This window comes from Modestobacter sp. SYSU DS0904, assembly GCF_054051115.1.
The window spans coordinates 195,601-209,189 of sequence record NZ_JBJHAQ010000001.1 but is presented as its reverse complement, the minus strand read 5'-3'; the positions used below and the strand labels follow the sequence as shown (position 1 = coordinate 209,189).

At 74.6% G+C, this 13,589-nt stretch carries 18 protein-coding genes; 6 read left to right on the top strand and 12 right to left on the bottom strand.

The window, feature by feature from the left end; translation table 11 throughout:
- Nucleotides 1-2 precede the first annotated feature (2 nt).
- The 6 genes from mshC to ACI79U_RS00935 all read right to left on the bottom strand — a co-directional run bounded on the left by mshC (nt 3) and on the right by ACI79U_RS00935 (nt 4,926).
- A complete protein-coding gene (gene mshC / locus ACI79U_RS00960) occupies nt 3-1,247 on the bottom strand; it encodes a cysteine--1-D-myo-inosityl 2-amino-2-deoxy-alpha-D-glucopyranoside ligase (RefSeq protein WP_457071928.1) in 1,245 nt (414 codons plus the stop codon).
- 77 nt (nt 1,248-1,324) lie between these two features.
- The gene (locus tag ACI79U_RS00955) at nt 1,325-1,711 is read right to left on the bottom strand and encodes a VOC family protein (protein ID WP_457071926.1); all 387 of its coding nucleotides are present in this window, start codon (nt 1,709-1,711) and stop codon (nt 1,325-1,327) included.
- 124 nt (nt 1,712-1,835) lie between these two features.
- Entirely contained in the window at nt 1,836-2,720 is an 885-nt protein-coding gene (locus tag ACI79U_RS00950) for an SCO1664 family protein (protein ID WP_457071923.1), read from the bottom strand.
- A gap of 19 nt (nt 2,721-2,739) precedes the next feature.
- On the bottom strand, nt 2,740-3,291 hold the full coding sequence (locus ACI79U_RS00945) for a DUF3090 family protein (protein WP_457071921.1): 552 nt from the start codon (nt 3,289-3,291) through the stop codon (nt 2,740-2,742).
- Between the two features lie 23 nt (nt 3,292-3,314).
- Nucleotides 3,315-4,016, bottom strand: a complete 702-nt coding sequence (locus ACI79U_RS00940; RefSeq protein WP_457071918.1) for a histidine phosphatase family protein — start codon at nt 4,014-4,016, stop codon at nt 3,315-3,317.
- Nucleotides 4,017-4,095: 79 nt separating this feature from the next.
- Entirely contained in the window at nt 4,096-4,926 is an 831-nt protein-coding gene (locus ACI79U_RS00935) for an undecaprenyl-diphosphate phosphatase (protein WP_457071915.1), read from the bottom strand.
- 154 nt (nt 4,927-5,080) lie between these two features.
- Here ACI79U_RS00935 and ACI79U_RS00930 point away from each other — a divergent pair, with 154 nt between their 5' ends.
- The 3 genes from ACI79U_RS00930 to ACI79U_RS00920 are packed head-to-tail and all read left to right on the top strand — an operon-like array spanning nt 5,081 to nt 8,341.
- Complete coding sequence (locus ACI79U_RS00930; protein WP_457071913.1) at nt 5,081-6,061, top strand: aldo/keto reductase; 981 nt, start codon at nt 5,081-5,083, stop codon at nt 6,059-6,061.
- A 5-nt stretch (nt 6,062-6,066) separates the two neighbouring features.
- Nucleotides 6,067-8,025: an AAA family ATPase gene (locus ACI79U_RS00925; RefSeq protein ID WP_457071911.1), complete on the top strand. Its 1,959-nt coding sequence runs from the start codon at nt 6,067-6,069 to the stop codon at nt 8,023-8,025.
- A gap of 46 nt (nt 8,026-8,071) precedes the next feature.
- On the top strand, nt 8,072-8,341 hold the full coding sequence (locus ACI79U_RS00920) for a GlsB/YeaQ/YmgE family stress response membrane protein (RefSeq protein WP_457071909.1): 270 nt from the start codon (nt 8,072-8,074) through the stop codon (nt 8,339-8,341).
- A 28-nt stretch (nt 8,342-8,369) separates the two neighbouring features.
- Here the strand turns inward: ACI79U_RS00920 and ACI79U_RS00915 are convergent, their stop codons facing one another.
- The gene (locus ACI79U_RS00915; RefSeq protein WP_457071907.1) at nt 8,370-9,167 is read right to left on the bottom strand and encodes a DUF2470 domain-containing protein; all 798 of its coding nucleotides are present in this window, start codon (nt 9,165-9,167) and stop codon (nt 8,370-8,372) included.
- 68 nt (nt 9,168-9,235) lie between these two features.
- On the opposite strand from ACI79U_RS00915, the gene rpsD reads away from it, so the two are divergent.
- Entirely contained in the window at nt 9,236-9,838 is a 603-nt protein-coding gene (rpsD, locus tag ACI79U_RS00910) for a 30S ribosomal protein S4 (RefSeq protein WP_457071905.1), read from the top strand.
- Here the strand turns inward: rpsD and ACI79U_RS00905 are convergent.
- Nucleotides 9,826-10,344, bottom strand: coding sequence for a hypothetical protein (locus ACI79U_RS00905; protein ID WP_457072582.1), 519 nt, complete (start codon nt 10,342-10,344; stop codon nt 9,826-9,828). The two genes, rpsD and ACI79U_RS00905, sit on opposite strands and share 13 nt — an antisense overlap.
- Nucleotides 10,341-10,529: a hypothetical protein gene (locus ACI79U_RS00900; RefSeq protein WP_457065107.1), complete on the bottom strand. Its 189-nt coding sequence runs from the start codon at nt 10,527-10,529 to the stop codon at nt 10,341-10,343. Before ACI79U_RS00900 ends, ACI79U_RS00905 begins: the two co-directional genes overlap by 4 nt.
- Nucleotides 10,530-10,575: 46 nt before the next feature.
- Here ACI79U_RS00900 and ACI79U_RS00895 point away from each other — a divergent pair, with 46 nt between their 5' ends.
- Nucleotides 10,576-10,824 (top strand): hypothetical protein, encoded by a 249-nt coding sequence (locus tag ACI79U_RS00895; RefSeq protein ID WP_457065109.1) that lies wholly within the window; start codon nt 10,576-10,578, stop codon nt 10,822-10,824.
- Between the two features lie 84 nt (nt 10,825-10,908).
- Here the strand turns inward: ACI79U_RS00895 and ACI79U_RS00890 are convergent, their stop codons facing one another.
- Nucleotides 10,909-11,163, bottom strand: coding sequence for a hypothetical protein (locus tag ACI79U_RS00890; RefSeq protein ID WP_457065111.1), 255 nt, complete (start codon nt 11,161-11,163; stop codon nt 10,909-10,911).
- Nucleotides 11,164-11,310: 147 nt separating this feature from the next.
- Here ACI79U_RS00890 and ACI79U_RS00885 point away from each other — a divergent pair, with 147 nt between their 5' ends.
- Nucleotides 11,311-11,514, top strand: a complete 204-nt coding sequence (locus ACI79U_RS00885) for a DUF5703 family protein (RefSeq protein WP_457065113.1) — start codon at nt 11,311-11,313, stop codon at nt 11,512-11,514.
- Here ACI79U_RS00885 and ACI79U_RS00880 read toward each other — a convergent pair.
- Together ACI79U_RS00880 and ACI79U_RS00875 are read right to left on the bottom strand one after the other, a co-directional pair.
- Nucleotides 11,490-12,404, bottom strand: coding sequence for an endonuclease domain-containing protein (locus ACI79U_RS00880; RefSeq protein ID WP_457065115.1), 915 nt, complete (start codon nt 12,402-12,404; stop codon nt 11,490-11,492). The genes ACI79U_RS00885 and ACI79U_RS00880 overlap by 25 nt on opposite strands.
- Nucleotides 12,405-12,588: 184 nt before the next feature.
- Nucleotides 12,589-13,545 carry an NADPH:quinone oxidoreductase family protein gene (locus ACI79U_RS00875; protein ID WP_457065117.1) on the bottom strand — a complete coding sequence of 319 codons (957 nt, stop codon included), beginning with the start codon at nt 13,543-13,545 and terminating at the stop codon, nt 12,589-12,591.
- Nucleotides 13,546-13,589: the final 44 nt, after the last annotated feature.

The window sequence follows — 13,589 nt, the reverse complement described above, 5'->3', positions numbered from 1 at the left end:
GGTCAGAGCTCGATGCCCAGGAGCGCGTCGAGGACGTCGGCGACCACGGTCGGTGCCCCGTCTTCCCCGGCGGCGCGGTCGGTGTCGAGCGTGGCCTCGGCCCACCGGTCGATCACGGCGATCGCGCCCGGGCTGTCCAGGTCGTCGGCCAGCCGCTCGCGGACCGCCCGCAGCACCGGGCCGGCGGGCGCACCGGTGGGCTGGGCGACGGCCCGGCGCCAGGTGGCCAGCCGCTCCTCGGCCCGGGTGAGCAGCTCGGCCGTCCAGGTGCGGTCGGTGCGGTAGTGGCCGGACAGCAGGGCCAGCCGGATGGCCATCGGGTCGACGCCGTCGCCGCGCAGCCGGGAGACGAACACCAGGTTGCCCCGGCTCTTGCTCATCTTCTCGCCGTCCAGGCCGATCATCGCCGCGTGCACGTAGGCCTGGGCGAAGGGCTTGGCGCCGGTGAGGGCCTCGGCGTGCACCGCGGAGTACTCGTGGTGCGGGAACACCAGGTCGCTGCCGCCGCCCTGGACGTCGAAGCCCATGCCGATGGTGTCCAGCGCGATGGCGGCGCACTCGACGTGCCAGCCGGGCCGCCCGGCGACGCCCCGCGGACCGGGCCAGGACGGCTCGCCCTCGCGGGCGCCGCGCCACAGCAGCGGGTCCAACGGGGAGCGCTTGCCCGGGCGTTCGGGGTCGCCGCCGCGCTCGGCGGAGAGCCGCAGCATCGTCGCCTCGTCGTAGTTCGACTCCCCGCCGAAGCCGGGGGCCTGCGAGATGTCGTGGTAGACGTCACCGGTGCCGTCGTCGAGCTGGTAGGCCAGCCCGGCGTCCCAGAGGTCCTCCACCTTGCCGACGATCCGCGGGATCGACTCGACCGCGCCGACGAAGTCCTCCGGTGGGAGCACGCGCAGGGCGGTCATGTCCTCCCGGAACAGCGCGGTCTCGCGCATGCCGAGCACGATCCAGTCCTCGCCGTCGCGGTTCGCCCGCTCGAACAGCGGGTCGTCGACGTCGGTGACGTTCTGCACGTAGTGGACCCCGTGCCGGGCGTCCCGCCAGACCCGGTTGACCAGGTCGAAGGCGAGGTAGGTGGCGGCGTGGCCGAGGTGGGTGGCGTCGTACGGGGTGATGCCGCAGACGTACATCCGCGCGATCCGACCCGGCTGGGTCGCGACGACGTCGCCGCGGGCGGTGTCGTACAACCGCAGGGCGGAACCGGACCCGGGCAGGGTGGGGAGGAGCGGGGCGGGCCAGGAGAGCACGTCAGGAGGGTAAGACCGACCGCCGACACGACCGCAGGCCGCCCGGTGCGCGGCGCCCCTGCACGGGGGCGGCCTGGTCAGGGCCAGCTGGTGGCGTGCCGTTCGAACTCGTCACCGGTCTGGATGCCGACGACGCAGAAGAGCAGTCCGGCGGGGTCCTTCATCTGCCAGAAGCCGCCCATGTCGGCGATCCGCACCGCGCCGAGCGCCTCCAGCCGGCGGACCTCGGCGAGCACGTCGTCGGTCTCGATGTCGACGTGCCAGCGGGGGGCGGTGCCCGGGCCGGTGCGCTGCACCTCCAGGTGGAAGCCGTCGGCGAACGACCCGAGGGAGGACCAGACGTCGTCGATCGCGTCGGGCTCGACCGGGTGGCCGGTGGCCGCCGACCAGAACTGCTGGCCCCGGCCGTGCAGCTCCGGCGGCAGGTCGATGAGCAGGACGGCCAGACGGCTCCGATGCGGCACGACGCCCACCCTGGCAGGCCAGCAGACCGGGGACAATGCCCGCGGGATCGCCCGTGTGCGCACTCTTCGGGGCATCCCGCCACCGGGACACCCCTGGGAGTGCGCAGCCGCGGAGGTGGTCAGCTCAGAACGGCGGCCAGGGCAGGGCGGGCCAGTCGCCGGAGGGTTGCGGGTGCAGCCCGGTGCGCAGCAGCCGGGCCACCCGCTGCTGGGTGCGGTGCACCTCGCGCCGGGTGAGGTGCTCGTGCAGCTGCTCCCCCAGGTCCCCGCGCAGGTCCGCGGCCAGCTGCTCCAGCACCTCGAGCGCGGCGAGCGGGATGGGCCGGCCCGCCCACTGCCACAGCAGGGTGCGCAGCTTGGGCTCGACGGAGAAGCAGATGCCGTGGTCGACGCCGTACACGTGCCCGTCGCGCATCGGGATGATGTGCCCGCCCTTGCGGTCGGCGTTGTTCACCACGGCGTCGAACACCGCCATCCGGCGCAGCGCGGGGTCGTCGCGGCGGACGAACTCGGCCAGGTCGACCGTCGGGTCGGCGTCCATCCACAGCTGCACCATGCCGGTGCCGAACGGGCCGTCGCGCAGCAGCGTGGGCGGCACGATCGACCAGCCGGTCGCCTCCGACACCAGGTACGCGCTGATCTCCCGGCCGGCGAGCGTGCCGTCGGGGAAGTCCCAGAGCGGCCGCTCCCCCGCGACCGGCTTGTAGACGCAGGTCGCGGCGAGGGTGTCGGTGCGGATGGCGCCGACGAGGGTGACGTTGCTGGCGTCGAGCAGCCGGCCCTCCATGTCCAGCTCGCCGTCGCGCAGCAGCGTGTCGACCTCGGCCCGGCCGTCGGGGGCGCGGCGGTCGCCGTGGTCGAAGGCGGCCAGGTCCAGGGTGCGGACGTCGCCGTCGTCGGCGAGCTCGTCGTCCTCCAGTTCGTCGTCCTCGAGTTCGTCCACGGGGACCCACTCCAGGACGACGTCCTCGTCGGGCTCCTGCTCGGGGCGCGTGCCGGGCTCGGTCATCGGGGCGGCCGCCCGCCGGTCAGCGGCGGTAGCCGTTCTGGCGGGGGCACACGTGCCCGGCCGGGTCCAGCGGCATCGAGCACAGCGGGCACGAGGGCCGGCCGGCGGCGATGACCCGGCGGGCGCGGGCGACGAACGCCCGGGCGGCAACCGGGGTGATGGTGACCCGCAGCGCGTCGGGGCCCTCGTCGCTGTCGGAGAGGATCACGTCCTCCTCGACCGGCTCCTCGCCGGCGGCGACGGCCTCGACGACGACCGCCGCGGCCTCCCCGTCCCAGGCCAGGCCCATGGCGGCGACCCGGAACTCCTCGTCGACCGGCGCCGTGAGGGGCTCCAGGTCGTCGACGTCGGCGTCGGGGGGGACGACGACGGTGGCCCGGTTGGAGATCTCGTCGAGCAGTTCGCTCATCCGGTCGGCCAGCACCTGGACCTGCGTCTTCTCCAGCGCCACGCTGACCGTGCGGCCGGCCTCGTCGGAGGCCTGCAGGTAGAAGGTGCGGTCGCCGGGCTGACCCACCGTGCCGGCGACGAACCGGGTGGGACGGTCGAAGAGGAACACCTGACGTGGCACGCGGATCAGGTTACGCGGGTCGATCAGGGGTGGCCCGCGCCCGCACCGCCGCCGACCACCGCGTCGGAGGAGGCCTTCCGCCGTCCGCGCTTCTTCTTCGGCGGGATGAGCGCGGACACGTCCCCGCCGGTGTCGTTGACCCGGGCGACGAACGGCCGGGTGTCGGTGTAGGTCACCACCGAGATCGACGCCGGGTCGACGACGATCCGCTGGAAGGAGTCCAGGTGCATGCCGAAGGCGTCGGCGAGCACCGCCTTGATCACGTCACCGTGGCTGCAGGCCAGCCACACCGCGTCGGGGCCGAGCTTGGCGTTCCACTCCCGGACGGCGGCCACCGCGCGGGCCTGGGTCTCCGCCAGCCCCTCGCCCTCGGCGCCGGGGAAGACCGCCGCGGAGGGGTGCTGCTGCACGACCTTCCACAGCGGCTCCTTGGCCAGCTCCTTGATCGGCCGGCCGGTCCAGTCGCCGTAGCGGGCCTCGCCGAACCGGTCGTCGGTCTGCAGCTCGAGCTCCCGGCCCCCGACGACGGCGCCCGCGGTCTGCTGGCAGCGCTCCAGCGGGCTGCTGACGACGGCGGCCAGCGGGACACCGGACAGCCGCTCGGCGACCGCGCGGACCTGCGCCTCGCCGGACTCGTCGAGCCGGACGCCGGGGGTCCAGCCGGCCAGCACGCCCGAGGTGTTCGCCGTCGTGCGGCCGTGGCGCAGCAGGATCAGCGTGGTCACGCGCCCAGCCTATGGCCCCCGTACCGGGTCCCGCCGCGAGCTCGCGAGTGGTGGGGGCCCGGGGGTCCTACGACCTCCGTCAGGTCGGGTCGAGCACCCCGGCGCCGACCAGCGCGAGCACCAGCAGGCCGAGCACGATGCGGTAGACCACGAACGGGGTGAAGCTGCCCCGCTTCAGGTAGCGCAGCAGCCAGGTGATGACCGTCAGCCCCACGCCGAAGGCGATCACCGTGGCCAGGACGGTCGGGCCCCAGGCGATCTCGCCAGCGATGTCGCCGGTGAGCGCCTCGTAGGTCTGGAAGACCCCTGCGCCGAGGACCGCCGGCACGGCCAGCAGGAAGGAGTAGTCAGCGGCGGCCGTCCGGGAGTAGCCGAGGAACCTCCCCATGGTGATCGTCCCTCCGGACCGGGACACACCGGGGATGAGCGCCATGGCCTGCGCCAGCCCGTACAACAGGCCGTGCTTGACGGTGAGGTCGGACATCTCCCGCTGGGTGCTGCCGTACCGGTCGGCCACGTAGAGCACGAGCGAGAACGCCACGAGGGCGATCGCGACGATCCGCAGGTCGCGGAAGGTGGTCTCGATCGTGTCCTGGAACAGCAGGCCGAGCACCACGATCGGGATGCTGCCGACGATGATCAACCAGCCCATCCGGGCGTCCGGGGCGCTGCGAAGCGCCGGGGTCCACAGGGCCTTCACCCAGGTGACGATGATCTGGCCGATCTTGCGCCGGTAGTAGAGCAGCACCGCGACCTCGGTGCCGATCTGGGTGATCGCGGTGAACGCCGCCCCGGGGTCGCCCCAGCCGAAGGCCTCCCCCACCACGCGCAGGTGCGCACTGGAGGAGATGGGCAGGAACTCGGTGAGCCCCTGGACCAGACCCAGGACGACTGCCTCGATCCAGCCCACGGTCAGATCCCCCGGGCCGGGCGGGCGGGACGGGGCGCGGGGGTCGGGTGCACGGCAGCACACCCTAGGGGCCGTGGCCGTGCCGATCCGGGCGACCTCCCGGTGTGCCGGCGATCCGGGGTCGGCGCCCGGGGCAACGGTAGGTTGACCGGTCGTGGAACAGCGGGCGCTCGGACGAAGCGGTCTGGTCGTCTCCCGGCTGGGCCTGGGCACGATGACGTGGGGTCGGGACACCGACGCGGACGAGGCGGCGCTGCAGCTGACCGCCTTCGTCGACGCCGGCGGCACGCTGGTCGACACCGCCGACGTCTACGGGCAGGGCGAGAGCGAGCGGACCCTGGGCCGACTGCTGGCCGACGTCGTCCCCCGTGGTGACGTGCTGGTCGCGACCAAGGCCGTCGGCCGCACCGGCGCCGGCCCGATGGGCCGCGGCGGCTCCCGCGGGCACCTGCTGGCCGCCCTGGACGCCTCCCTGGACCGCCTGGGCCTGGACCACGTCGACCTCTGGCAGCTGCACGACTGGGACGGCGCCACGCCGCTGGAGGAGACGCTGGCCGCCTGTGACGCCGCGGTCGCCTCCGGGCGGGCCCGCTACGTGGGCATCAGCAACTTCACCGGCTGGCAGACCGCGCAGGCCGCCACCTGGCAGCGCGCCTGGCCCGGCCGCACCCCGATCGTGAGCACCCAGGTCGAGTACTCGCTGCTGCAGCGCGGCATCGAACGCGAGGTGGCCCCGGCGGCCGAGGCGCTGGGCCTGGGCATCCTGCCCTGGTCGCCGATGGGCCGCGGGCTGCTCACCGGCAAGTACCGGCACGCCACCCCCGAGGACTCGCGGGGGGCCTCCCCGCAGTGGCAGGGCTTCATCGACCAGCTGCGCTCGGCGCACGCCGACCGGGTGGTGCAGGCCGTGATCACCGCCGCCGAGGGGCTGGGCACCACCCCGCTGGGCGTGGCGCTGGCCTGGCTGCGGGACCGCCCCGGCGTGGTCGCCCCCATCGTGGGGGCACGCACCGCCGAGCAGCTGCAGGCCGTGCTGGACGCTGACGGGGTCCGGCTGCCGCCGGCGATCGTCACGGCGCTGGACGACGTCTCGTCGCCGCACTTCTCCTATCCCGAGCGCCGCCAGGAGCACTGACCGACGTGAGCACCCCTCCCCCCACCGGTGGCGACCCGGTCTTCGCCGCCTTCTGCGCCGCCGGCCTGTGGCCCGGACTCGGCAAGCGGACCGCGGCCGAGCTGCCTGCCGCCGGGATCACCCGGTCCGACGACGTCTCCGCCGACCGGCTGCTGAAGCTGCCCCGGGTGGGCCGCCAGCGCGCCGAGCGGCTGTTCTCCTCGTTCCTGGCCTCGGCGCCCACCTACGAGGTGGTCGAGCTGCTCGTCGGCGCCGGGCTGGAGGCCAAGCTGGCCGCCGGCGTGGCCGACGCGCTCGGGCCGGACGCCGCCCGGCGGCTGCGCGACGACCCGTGGGCGCTGCTGAGCCTGTCCGGGGTGTCGCTCGGGGACGCCGACCGGCTGGCCATCGCCGTGCTCAAGGGCGCCGACCGGCAGGACGCCCGCCGCGGCCGGGCGATCGTCGGGCTCACCCTGCGCACCGCCACCCGCGACGGGCACACCGTGCTGCCGGCCGACCTGGTGGTCGCCGCGCTGCGTGCCGAGGGCCTGGCCGACCCCGCCGCGGCGATCGTCGCGGCGGTGGAGTCCGGTGAGGTGCTCGAGCACGAGCCCCCGGAGCCTGAGATCCCCGAGGACCTGCCCCAGGACGCCGAGCTGCCCGAGCCGGACCCGGCGCTGCGCACCCTGTCCCTGGCCCGGTTCGGGATGGCCGAGGAGGCGGTGGCGGAGAACGTGCACCGGCTGATGGCGACCGCCGGGCGGATCGCCGACCCGGCGTCGGTGCGCTCGGTGGCCAAGGGCCTGGACCCGGCGCAGCAGGCCGCGGTCGCCCAGGTGCTCGGGGCGGGGTTCTCGCTGCTGACCGGCGGGCCGGGCACCGGCAAGAGCCGCACGGTCGCCTCGCTGGTGCAGCTGCTGCAGAGCAAGGGCACCGAGGTCGCGCTCGCCGCGCCGACCGGGCGGGCGGCCAAGCGGCTGGAGGAGCTCACCGACCACCCGGCGGTGACCGTGCACCGGTTGCTGGGCGCGCAGGGCATGACCGGTGGGTTCTCCCGGAACGAGGAGTGGCCGCTGGACGCCGACGTCGTGGTGGTCGACGAGGCCTCCATGCTCGACGTCGAGCTGGCCGCCGCGCTGCTGGAGGCCTGCGCCGACGGCACCCACCTGCTGCTGGTGGGCGACCCGGCGCAACTGCCCTCCATCGGCCCCGGGCACGTGCTCGGTGACCTCATCGACTCCGGCGCCGTCCCGGTGACCGAGCTGACCACGCTGCACCGGCAGGCCGCCGGTGGCGCGATCGCCCGGCTGGCCACCGGGGTGCGGGCCGGGGACCTGCCGCAGGTCGACTCCCCCGACCGGGAGGTCGTGATCGTGCCGGCCGTCGGCAGCGCGGAGGCGGCCAGGCGGGTGGTGCAGCTGGTCACCGACTCCATCCCCCGGGCGCTGGGCATCGACCCGGCGACGGTGCAGGTGGTCACTCCCGTGCACCGCGGCCCGGCCGGCACGATCGAGCTGAACAAGGCGCTGAAGGCGCAGCTCAACCCGGGTGACGGCACGGTGTGGGGCTTCGACGTCGGCGACCGGGTGGTGGCCACCGCCAACCACCTGGACCTGGAGCCCATCGGCTTCGCCAACGGCGAGGTGGGTGTGGTGACCGGCGCCGGCGAGGGTTCGCTGACGGTCGACTTCAGCTCGGGGCCGGTGACCGTGACCGGCAAGGCGCTCCCCGACCTCCGCCACGGCTGGGCGATCACGGTGCACCGCGCCCAGGGGTCGGAGTGGCCGGGGGTGGTCGTCGTGCTGCCGCCGGAGGCCGGCGGGATGCTGTCCCGGCCGCTGGTCTACACCGCGCTCACCCGGGCGCAGCGGCACCTGTCGATCGTGCACGCGAGCGGCGCGGCGCTGGCCCGGGCGGTGCGGGAGGTCGACGTCCGGCCGCGGCGCACCAGGCTGGCCCAGCTGCTGGCGGAACTGGGGAGTTGATCACTGCACGTTTGCCCGGGTGATCATGCTGGGCATCCATCCGCCCATGGGCATCATCAGTTTCCTCGTCTTCGGGCTGGTCGTCGGCGCTCTCGCGCGGCTGATCAAGCCCGGCAAGCAGAACCTCAGCATCCTGGCCACCCTGGGCCTCGGCGTCGTCGGCTCGCTGATCGGCGGTGTCGTCGCGGTGGCGCTCGGCACCGGTGACTTCGGCGAGCTGAACATCATCGGCTCGATCGTCGCCATCGTGGCGGCCGTGCTGCTCATCGGCACCGCCGAGAGCATCACCGGCAGCCGGAACTCCGCGCGGCACTGACCTCCGGTCCGGGGTGCTGACCGGGAGGTCAGTGCCCCGGGCAGCCGCCACGCGCGGCGCACATCAGCCGGTGGATCGCCGGAGCGAGGTCCTCGACCGAGTTGACCGGGTCGGCGAACGGGATGCGCACGTCCTGGCAGCAGCCCCTCGGCCGTTCGATCCGCAGCCGGAAACCCCACCTGTCCAGCCCCAGCGGCCGGACCACGGCGCCCCTGCCCAGCCACGCGGCGGGGATGCGCGAGCGCAGCAGCGCCAGCTCCTCGGGGTGCGCCTCGTCCAGGTGCTGCAGCGCGTCCTCCTCCACCTCGACCAGCGGGTCGGGCTCGGCGGCCAGGAAGTCCGCCGGGTCGATCTCCAGGACCCCACCGTTCTCCCCCAGCACCACCTCGGCCAGGTCCAGCATCAGCAGGGTGTTGCCGGCGCCGACGTCCAACAGAGCCGCCACCGGCGCCACCTCCGCGAAGGCGAGCGCCGCCTCGCGCGCCTCCGCACCGGCCAGTGCGGTCAGCCAGCCGGAGAGCCACACCTGGGCCCGGACCGGGTCGCGCAGCGGCACCGGTGCGTGGTCGGTGACCAGCAGCAGGGCCGCCAGGTCGACGTCGGTGCAGTGGGTGACGGCGGTGCACACCTCCCCGCCGGTGGGGACGACGAGCAGCACCCGGCCGTCGGCCGTGGTCGCGTGGGCCAGCACCCGGCTGCCGTCGATGCCGGCGGCGCAGACCGCGGCGGCGGGCCGCGCGGCCACCGTGCGGGCGCGCTCGGCGGCGGAGGGCCGGACCGGCTCCGCGGCGGGCACCGGGGCGGCGGGGCGGGTCGATCGCGTCATGGGTCACTCCGGGCTCGACCCGATCCGTCGTCGGGGTAAGGTGAGCCTAACCGAACCTGGAGGTCCGTGTGAACCAGTCTCGCCCCAAGGTCCGGCGCAGCCGTGCGCTGGGCATCCCGCTCACCCCCAAGGACGTGCGCTACTTCGAGCGCCGCCCCTATCCGCCGGGCGAGCACGGGCGGAAGCGCAAGAACACCAGCGACTACAAGACGCGGCTGCTGGAGAAGCAGCGGCTGCGGGCCCAGTACGACATCAGCGAGACGCAGCTGCGCCGCGCCTTCGACCGGGCCAGGCGCACCGGCGGCAAGACCGGTGAGGAGCTGATCATCGACCTGGAGTCCCGGCTGGACGCCACGGTGCTCCGGGCCGGTTTCGCCCGGACCATCTACCAGGCGCGCCAGGTGGTCAGCCACCAGCACGTGACGGTCAACGGCCAGCGCGTCGACCGGCCGAGCTACCAGGTGAAGCCCTACGACGTGGTCGAGATCGCCGAGCGCAGCCGGGAGAAGGCGCCGTTCCAGGTGGCCGCGTCCGGCGCGCACGCGGAGGCACCCAAGTACCTCGAGGTGTCGCTGAGCCGGCTGAGGTGCGTGGTCGCCCGCCGTCCCCAGCGATCGGAGGTGCCGGTGCTCTGCGAGGAGCAGCTGGTCGTGGAGTACTACTCCCGCTGATCCGGTGGCGGCGGGCCGCTGTTGCGCTGCAGAGCGCGACGCGGCCCGCCGCGCATCCGCCAGCCGAGCAGGCCCCAGCCCAGCCAGCCCAGGCCGGAGAACCAGTTGACGTCCCCCCAGTTCCCCTGGGCGACGGCGAAGACGACGTAGGCGGCGATGCCGCTGCCCCAGGCGATCAGCAGCACCGGCAGCCACCGGCCGTCGACCCACCGGGGCTGGGTCGCGCGCAGCTCGACCTGCTGCTCGGCCCACTCCACGATGGCGGCGCGCAGCCGGGGGTCGGTCAGCTCGCGCCCCCAGGACACCGCCTTCTCCACCTCGGCCAGCTCAGCCTGGTCCAGACCGTGCCGGCGGGCGAGGTCGCGGCGCAGCCGCCACTCCGCGCCCAGTCCGTCGTCATCGACCACGGAGGGTCGCAACCGGGACCACACCGGCCGCCGGCTCACCCACCAGGCCGCCAGCGGGAGCCCGACCAGGATGACCGCGACGGCCACCCAGCCGATCACGTCTCCACCCGCCCACCGTTGAGCTCGATGGCGCGCCGCGTGCTCCGCCGGGACCAGGCCAGCGGCAGGAGCCCGGCGCTGATCCAGAACGCGGCCATCAGGGCGTCGCCCCAGCGTGCCTGGAGCAGTGCCACCACTGCCGACGTCAGCTGCCCGACGAGCCAGAGCAGGACGAGGAGCAGCACGAGTCTGGCGGCACGACTCGGCGGGACCTGCCACTGACGGGCTCGGGTGGCCCAGTCGACGGTGGCCGCACGCAGCCGTGCGGTCGGAGAGCTCGCGGCCCCAGGTGACGGCGCGCTCGACCTCGACGATCTCCCCCGGCTTCAACCGGTGGGTGCGGACCATGTCCCCGAACACGTCGGCCTCGCGCCCCGGCCGGAGACGATCCCAGACGCGCCGGCCGCCGACCCACCAGGCGAGCAGGGGCAGCCCGACGAGGACCAGGACGACGACGATCACGGCGGTCACGATCGATGATCATGGTCCACCCCGGGTGTTCCCGCAGGTCAGCGCCGACAGCCACCGCCGGGGACGAGGGCCGCACCCCCGTCCCCCGTGAGCTCAGCCGCGGAGCTCGTCCTCGTCCTCGGGTACCGACTCCTGCTGTTCGAGGACGTCGTACTCGTCGGCCTCCGCCGTCGTGCCCCGGTAGGTGGTGCGGCCACCGGGAACTGCGGTCAGGCGCTGCTCGATCGCGTCGGCCTCCGGGACGCCGTCGCCCACCGGGCCCACCTCGTCGGCGAGCTCCGGGCCACCGGATCCTACGGTCTGCTCCTGCTCCTGGCGGTCGGCCTCGGTCGCGTTCGGCTCGGTCACGGCCGTCTCCTTCCCGTTCAGGGCACCCGGCGCGGTGCCGGGCACGCCGTCTCCCCTGCCCTGACCCGTGTGGGCTCACACCCGGTCCGGCACCCTCGTGGTGACGCGCGGATGACCACGGGGCGAACGACGGGCACAATCGGGCGGGTGTCAGCAGCCGGCGAGTACGAGTACGCCCCACTGCGCATCCCGCCGGGCACCTCGCGCTCGGCCGCCGCGCAGCTGATGAGCCTCCAATCCGACACCGGCGGGTGGGAGCTGGCCCGGCTGCAACTGCACGCCGACGGCACCCGGAAGATCATCATGCGCCGGCGGATGCGGCTGTCCTACCTCCCCCGCCCGATGGTCTGACGGCCCCGTTCCGCACGTCGTTGCGCGGTTGCCAGGGTGTCCGCCCGCGACGATGCCCCGACAGGTGCGCAGCACCGGGTCACCGCGCGAGCTCGGCGGCGATCTGGGCCACGAGCCGGGCCGGGTCCCGCAGATCCGCCGCAGTCACGAACACGACGCGCCAGCCAGCCGCGGTCAGCCGGTTGAGCCGGTCCCGGTCGCGGCGGAACTGCCCCGCCTCGGCGGGCCAGATCCCCGTCGTACTCCAGCGCCACCCGCTGCTCGGGCCAGCCGAAGTCGACCCGCGCCACGAACCGGCCTCGGTGCACGACGCGGTGCTGGGCCACCGGCGTCGGCAGGCCGCTGCGCCGGACGAGGAGCCGCAGCCGGGTCTCCTGAGGCGACTCGGCGAGCCCGTCGGCGAGGGCGCAGACGGTGCGGGCCCGCCGAGCCCCCGGACCGGACAACGTGGCGGCCAGCGCCCGTACCTGCGCCAGTCCGGTGGTGCCCGCGGTCACGAGCCGGTCGACGGCGACCACTCCCTCGTCGCCGGGCAGCCCAGCGGCCAGGTCGACCGCGGTCGCCTCCGGGGTGGTGACCGGGAGCCCGGCCCGCCGGGTGGTCCAACCGTCAGGCAGCTCGCGCCGACGCACCCGGACTCCCGCGATGCGCACCTGGTGGGCGCCGGCGGGCAGCGACAGCTCGACCGGGTCGTCGTCCCCGGCCATCGGGACACCCCACAGCAGGGCTGCGCTGGAGCCGCTGACCACAGCTCTGGGGACCCGCAGCAGCGCGGCGCGCACGCGCAGCCGGTGGTCGACCACGGCGTCGCGGTGGACGTACACGTTGCGGAGCACCCCCACCCAGGCGGAGCTGCGCAGCTGGTCCCGGGTCAGCAGTCCGTCGCGCACGGCAGACGACCCGAGGAAGAGCCGACCGCGGAGTGCGGGTGGGACGGAGGGGCGGGGCGGCACCGGGACCCCGTGGCCGATCCGGGCCGCGCGCATCACCGTTCGTCCACAGCCCAGGTCGGCGCTGCGCGCTCGGCGGGGGTGACGGAAGGGCCCGATGCCCCCACGAGTGCGCGAGCGCGGGTCAGGGCTTCAGGACCACCTTGCCGACGGTGGCGCGGTCGGCGATCGCGGCCATCGCCTGCGGGAGCTCGTCGAGCGGGCGGACGTCGCCGACCAGTGGGTCGATCGCGCCGGCGGCGAACAGCCGGCAGAGCTCCTCGTGCACCGTGCCGATCAGCGACGGTTCCTGCCGGCGGTACAGCCCCCAGTGCAGGCCGACCACGCTGTAGTTCTTCACCAGCACATGACTGGCCGGTACCTCCGGGATGCGGCCGCTGGTGAACCCGACGACGACGATCCGCCCCTCGAACGCCACGCACCTGCGCGAGGCGTGGAAGACATCGCCGCCCACCGGGTCGTAGACGACGTCGGCGCCGTGCCCCCCGGTGATCTCCTTGACCCGGGCGACGACGTCCTCGCTGGTGTAGTCGACGACGTGGTCGGCGCCGAGCCGTTGGCAGACCGCGGTCTTGCTCGGGCCGCCGGCGGTGGCGATCACCCGGGCTCCGGCGGCCTTGCCGAGCTGGATCGCCGCGGAGCCGACCCCGCCGGCGCCGGCGTGCACCAGCAGCCACTCCCCCGCCTGCAGGTGCGCGCGGCGGTGCAGGCCGACGTGGCCGGTCTGGTACGTCAGGTGCAGCGCCGCGGCCTGCTCGTCGGACATGGCATCGGGCACCGGCCAGGCGGCCGCGGCGTCCATCAGCGCGTACTCGGCGAAGGCCCCCGGCCCGCCGGCCGGTCCGCCGAGCACCCGCTGGCCGGTACCGACGACCTCTCCGCACAGCTCGACCCCGGGGACGAACGGCAGCGGGGGCCGCTCCTGGTACTCCCCCCGCGCCATGAGCACGTCGGGGAAGTTCAGACCGGCCGCGCGGACCCGCACGAGCAGCTGCCCGTCCCCGGGCACGGGTGGCTCGACGTCGTCGAGGGAGAGCACCTCGGCCGGGTCACCGAGGGCGTGGACTCGCCAGGCTCGCATGTTCCGACCCTGCCACGAACGAAGTGACCGGGGTCACCCGGGTC

Bases quoted from the DNA above. Each gene is read 5' to 3' on its own strand.
- ACI79U_RS00950 (WP_457071923.1), bottom strand. From the start codon at position 2,720: ATGACCGAGCCCGGCACGCGCCCCGAGCAGGAGCCCGACGAGGACGTC.
- ACI79U_RS00875 (WP_457065117.1), bottom strand. From the start codon at position 13,545: ATGCGAGCCTGGCGAGTCCACGCCCTCGGTGACCCGGCCGAGGTGCTC.
- ACI79U_RS00915 (WP_457071907.1), bottom strand. From the start codon at position 9,167: ATGACGCGATCGACCCGCCCCGCCGCCCCGGTGCCCGCCGCGGAGCCG.
- ACI79U_RS00920 (WP_457071909.1), top strand. From the start codon at position 8,072: ATGGGCATCATCAGTTTCCTCGTCTTCGGGCTGGTCGTCGGCGCTCTC.